5 protein-coding genes are annotated in these 5,182 nt (G+C 47.7%); all 5 read left to right on the forward strand.

Going from position 1 to position 5,182, the window contains the following annotated elements; translation table 11 throughout:
* Positions 1 to 518: 518 nt before the first annotated feature.
* Positions 519 to 797: a DUF2933 domain-containing protein gene (locus H141_RS22060; protein ID WP_019677906.1), complete on the forward strand. Its 279-nt coding sequence runs from the start codon at positions 519 to 521 to the stop codon at positions 795 to 797.
* A 53-nt stretch (positions 798 to 850) separates the two neighbouring features.
* The gene (locus tag H141_RS0119270; RefSeq protein WP_019677907.1) at positions 851 to 1,474 is read left to right on the forward strand and encodes a methyltransferase family protein; all 624 of its coding nucleotides are present in this window, start codon (positions 851 to 853) and stop codon (positions 1,472 to 1,474) included.
* On the forward strand, positions 1,471 to 1,608 hold the full coding sequence (locus H141_RS21635) for a hypothetical protein (protein WP_019677908.1): 138 nt from the start codon (positions 1,471 to 1,473) through the stop codon (positions 1,606 to 1,608). Before H141_RS0119270 ends, H141_RS21635 begins: the two co-directional genes overlap by 4 nt.
* A gap of 76 nt (positions 1,609 to 1,684) precedes the next feature.
* The gene (locus H141_RS0119280) at positions 1,685 to 2,143 is read left to right on the forward strand and encodes a hypothetical protein (RefSeq protein WP_019677909.1); all 459 of its coding nucleotides are present in this window, start codon (positions 1,685 to 1,687) and stop codon (positions 2,141 to 2,143) included.
* Positions 2,144 to 2,224: 81 nt separating this feature from the next.
* Positions 2,225 to 4,504: a heavy metal translocating P-type ATPase gene (locus tag H141_RS0119285; RefSeq protein ID WP_019677910.1), complete on the forward strand. Its 2,280-nt coding sequence runs from the start codon at positions 2,225 to 2,227 to the stop codon at positions 4,502 to 4,504.
* Positions 4,505 to 5,182: the final 678 nt, after the last annotated feature.

Raw genomic sequence — 5,182 nt, forward strand, 5'->3', positions numbered from 1 at the left:
AGCGTTTACGCTCACATCAGTGATGCTGCCATGCAGTAAGTAGTGTAGTGTCAATCCTTGCTGCTACGCGGTGCTGTAATGACAACTAAATCACTGTTTTAGCTAAATTAGTACTATGAGCAGTGCGGTCAGGCTTGCAACCTGCCGCACGGCTTACCACAGCGAAATGTTAGTCCGCCATTTTTGCTGACTTGCAGCTCATTTCAGCATTGCAACACGACGCTACTGACGCTGCCGGCGTTGCTGGGTAACCAATTTCTTCCAGTGCTGCCAGAATTTCTTCCTGCGTCTGTGAGCTGTTCACTGTGATTGGTGATATCCGCTTCGACAAGCGCATTTTTGTTTCAACTTTTTGTTACCGCATATAGTGATGCCGATGACCAAGCCGAAGGCGCAGGTATGAATATTGCCTCTTGACTGCCACCTTTATTCCGTATTAGCCAAATCATTGATCTGGATTAATGACTAAGCGGACATATTGTATATACTTTCACAACGGCAACAAAGGGGGAGTTATCATGGCAATTAAAGCCGGAAACTGGAAAGGTTTGCATGGTCTAACGGTTGTTATTTTAGTTGTAGCCGCGCTTTATTTTTTGTTAGTTGAGCATGGTAGCCACCTTCTGCCCTATTTACCTTATCTGATTTTGTTGCTGTGTCCGCTGATGCATGTATTTATGCATAAAGGGCATGGCGGGCACCATCACGGCGATATTAACCAGAATGCAGATGATGCCTATCGCCGCGGCGTAGAGGACGGAAAAAAACAGTCTGCGCATTCTAAGCACCAGGAATAACAATATGGCCCTTAATGTTTGGCTAGCACCTTCTTTAAAACAGGAGCACGCAAATGCACATTGGCATGTGGGGATCTGCCATTATCGTTTCCGTTATTATTTCGTGGTTAATGTACCGCTATCTGGCACCCGATAGCTGGAAAGAGTGGACTCGCGCCGGCGTGCTGCAGGCTTTTATTATTGCGTTTTACGCCGAAATGTATGGCTTTCCGTTAACTATATATTTTTTGGCGCGCTTTTTTGGCCTAGATCTGGCTTGGGGTGACGGCGGCAACTTGTGGGCACAATTATTTGGTACACCCACTGCACATATTATTGCCATGCTACTTGGTTATGCGCTGGTGTTTTATGGTGCAACACTTGTCGCAGAAGGCTGGCGCCGAATTCATCTGGCGCGACGCAGTGCGGTACTAATGACAGATGGCATTTATGCCCATGTCCGTCACCCGCAATACAGCGGCCTGTTTCTTATCGTGTTTGGTGAAGGGGTGGTGCACTGGCCGACGATAGTCTCTGTATTGGCCTTTCCGATAATTGTTCTGGCTTACACCTTTTTAGCGCGTAAGGAAGAAAGCCACATGCTGGCGCTGTTTGGCAATGAATATCGCGCTTATCAGCAACGCGTGCCGATGTTTATTCCCCGTATCCAAAGCTTAGATCTGAGGAGCTTCCGATGAATCCGCAAATTATTACTATTATTAGTGGTATTGCACTATTGGTAGTACTTGCCCTGGCCGGTTGGAACTTGCGGCGCCGTCACGCCCATGCTGAAAATGCCGCACGTAAGAAACAACAGGACAGTGACGAATGAACGGTATTGCTATTTTAGGTAAGCAAACAGTGATTTATTAACGTTTAGCTCGATCAGTAATTTTGAGGCTCACGACATGGAAATTAAAACCTTTTCAGACCTGATAGATTGGACCCGCCAGCTGCATCAACACTTGGCATTGTGTCTTGCACACTGTGCTATTAAGAATGAGCAAGAGCAAGCCCGGCTATTGCTGGACTATCTGGCTGAGCATGAAGCAAAAATTGAAATCATGCTCAAGTTATTCGAACAGCAGGCAGCACCTAAAGTATTGAAAACCTACATTTATGACTATCTATCTCATCAGCCCATTCAGTCACACCGAACTTGTGACGACCGCTACGCAAGCCTTGGTTTTGATGACATCTGTAAAGAGGTAATTGATTACCATCAACAAGTTATAGAGCTTTATCGGGATATTGAGGCGAGGGCAGACATTCCTGAAGCGAAAGCATTACTGGGCACCTTACTGGCAATGGAAGAGCATGAAGCCATGCGGCTAGCCAGACAAACTGGCCGAATGAGCGATCTGTAACTAACCCCTTTTTGTTTAGGCCTGGAATGTAAATCTTCAAGTTTAGCGATGTTAATTTTAGTCACAGCTTAAGGAAACGTTATGAGAAGTGTAACACAAGGTGACAAAAGTCAGGCTCGCCTGACAGTGCCGGGCATGGGCTCAGATCACTGCGCAGGGATCGTGAAAACATCGTTGAAGCGGCTGGACGGGATTGGTGATATTAGCACTAATATTGCAGCGCATCGGGTGCAGCTTAGCTATAACTCAGCGTTGTTAACTCTGGATGATATCCGCACTGCTGTTGAAAAAGCCGGTTATGATGTGGCGCAAGCGTCCGCTGACAATGATACTGACACCGATCACGACGCTGAAATTGATGCAGCGTATTTAACCCAAGCCCACAAACGACTTTGGATAGCCGGGCTCCCTACCGCCATGATTATGCTACTGATGTTGCCTCATATGTTCTGGCAACCCATTCCTGGATACCTGGCTATTGTCGCGTTGCTAGCCTTTCCAGTGGTATTTTTGTTTGGCGGTGCGGCAACTCATAATTCTACCTGGCGCTCACTGACCAACCGCACGTTTAACATGGACGTGCTGATTTCTCTTGGCAGTATTCCCCCTTATCTGATTGGCCTGGCAGGCTTTTTTTATAGTATGACCTCGTTTATCGAAATGGCTGCCACTATTATGACCTTTCACTTGCTGGGGCGTTTTTTGGAAGCCAAAGCGAAGGGTCGAGCCTCTCAGGCTATCCGTAAGTTATTGACTATGGGAGCTAAAACCGCTCGCATTGAACGAGACGGCGCAGAGCTGGAGATACCGGTCAAGGAGTTAAAGCCTGGCGATGTGATGCTGATCCGTCCTGGTGATAAGGTACCAACAGACGGTGAAGTACTGGATGGTGAGAGCCATCTGGACGAATCGATAGCCACTGGTGAATCAGTGCCGGTGTTTAAGGCCGCCGGCGACACCGTCATCGGGGCCACTATTAATAAAGAAGGTCGGTTGCGGGTAAAAGTCACCAAAGTGGGGGCCGATACTTTCTTATCTCAGGTTATTAAATTAGTGGAACAGGCTCAGGGTTCTCGGGTGCCCATTCAGGAATTTGCTGACCGTATGACTGGCCGCTTTGTTCCTATCGTGTTATTTATTTCGCTCGGCAGCCTGATTGTTTGGCTATTGGCTGTTGACAGCTTGCGGCCTATGCTGGAGTGGGGGGCCGGCTTTTTACCCTGGGTCGACCCAACTGCAAGCACAACAGTGTTGGCGATACTATCGGCCATTGCCGTGTTGGTTATTGCTTGCCCCTGTGCGTTAGGCTTGGCTACCCCGACGGCACTGATGGTGGGTTCAGGTATTGGTGCAGAGCGCGGCATTTTGATCCGATCCGGTGAAGCGATTCAAACCTTTAAAGACATTAAAGTGATAGTACTGGATAAAACCGGTACTATTACCCGTGGTGAACCCAAACTGACTGAATTGACAACCGCTGACGGCGTGACCGAACAACAATTGCTGCAATGGGCCGCGACAGTAGAAAATGCGTCTGAGCACCCCATTGCCCGGGCTATTGTTGAGGGCGCACGCGAGCGCAATGTAACACCTGGCGAGGTGACTGAATTTCGCTCTACCGGTGCCCGTGGCGTTTCTGGCATGGTTGCGGGTGCGTTCGTGCTGATAGGTAACCGCAAATTGCTCGATGAAGAGGGCGTCACAGGCCTGCAAGCGCTGGATCAGGCATTAGATGAGCTGGAAGGGCGTGGCCGCACCGCTGTGCTGGTTGCGGTTGACGGTAAAGCCTGCGGTGTTGTCGCAGTGGCCGATACCATCAAACAGGAGTCAGTTGCTGCCATTCGTGGCATGCATGAGCTGGGCCTGCATGTGGTGATGATCACTGGCGATAATGAGCGTGCGGCTCGCGCTGTAGCTAATGAGGTTGGCATCGATGAAGTGCAGGCGGGTGTGTTGCCCGCCGGCAAAGTCGATGCGGTGCGCGAACTTCAAAAAAAATATGGCAACTATGTGGCCATGGTCGGAGATGGCATTAATGATGCGCCGGCGCTAAAACAAGCTAACGTCGGCATTGCTATTGGTGCAGGGGCTGATGTCGCTATAGAGGCGGCCGACGTAACCCTGGTGCGGGGCGAATTGACTGGCGTGGTTGATGCAATGCATCTATCAAAAGCGACCTTTAATAAGATTGTGCAAAATTTGATTTGGGCCAGTGCCTATAACATTGCAGCTATCCCGATTGCTGCGATTGGTTTACTACACCCAATGATTGGGGTCGTGGCAATGACCGCCAGTTCATTATCAGTAATTGGTAATTCATTACTGCTAAAACAGCAATTTAAACGAAAAATAATGTCTTGAACGTTAAAATTTAAAGATGCGTGATCTTAAACATCACGCCGGCGTAGGCAAAATCAATTTGGTGATACGCCATCTATAATTGATAAGTTATAATTTATGGGCCCTGAGTCGCCACATAAAGCCGTCAACACAAAATGGACAGGCTTGCATATCAATTCTTTTGTGAAATTGGGTACGCTGATATTAGTACAAACATATTATAAGTGAGAAACGTTTTGCGTAAAGCTTCATGGTTTTTTTGGCTAATATTAATCACTTTCCTTACCAGGGAAGCGTTAGCCAATGGCTTTGATTCGTGTACTATGTTTCCTGAGCAGATAGTGCACACCACTACAACCTCTCAACACCAAGCTGAATCAGAGCATTCGGCTATCCTTCACAACCTTTTAATCAACCAGTCTGAGCGAGGTTGTTGTACAGATTGCCAACTTGATGCAAATTGCATGATTAGTGGTATTCCGCTAATTTCCCCGCCGCCAGTAAGCATGCTCACCCAGCAATTTACGTCGGTCACAACTTATTTTGCTGATAATAAAGCAGCTCCTCCATCACCTTATTTTCCGCTATTAAGACCGCCAATAACCTAAATCACTTGATTTTAATACGTTTGAGAAAGGCATACTGCAAAGTATTTTGCTAACACTAATAATGAGAGCATGTCGCTTCGTTAGTGGTTAG

Source organism: Arsukibacterium perlucidum DSM 18276, from assembly GCF_000382165.1.
Taxonomy (GTDB): domain Bacteria; phylum Pseudomonadota; class Gammaproteobacteria; order Enterobacterales; family Alteromonadaceae; genus Alishewanella; species Alishewanella perlucidum.

Excerpts from the sequence above, each read along its gene's own strand:
- H141_RS22060 (WP_019677906.1), top strand. The coding sequence starts at position 519 with ATGGCAATTAAAGCCGGAAACTGGAAAGGTTTGCATGGTCTAACGGTT.
- H141_RS0119270 (WP_019677907.1), top strand. The coding sequence starts at position 851 with ATGCACATTGGCATGTGGGGATCTGCCATTATCGTTTCCGTTATTATT.
- H141_RS0119285 (WP_019677910.1), top strand. The coding sequence starts at position 2,225 with ATGAGAAGTGTAACACAAGGTGACAAAAGTCAGGCTCGCCTGACAGTG.
- H141_RS21635 (WP_019677908.1), top strand. The coding sequence starts at position 1,471 with ATGAATCCGCAAATTATTACTATTATTAGTGGTATTGCACTATTGGTA.
- H141_RS0119280 (WP_019677909.1), top strand. The coding sequence starts at position 1,685 with ATGGAAATTAAAACCTTTTCAGACCTGATAGATTGGACCCGCCAGCTG.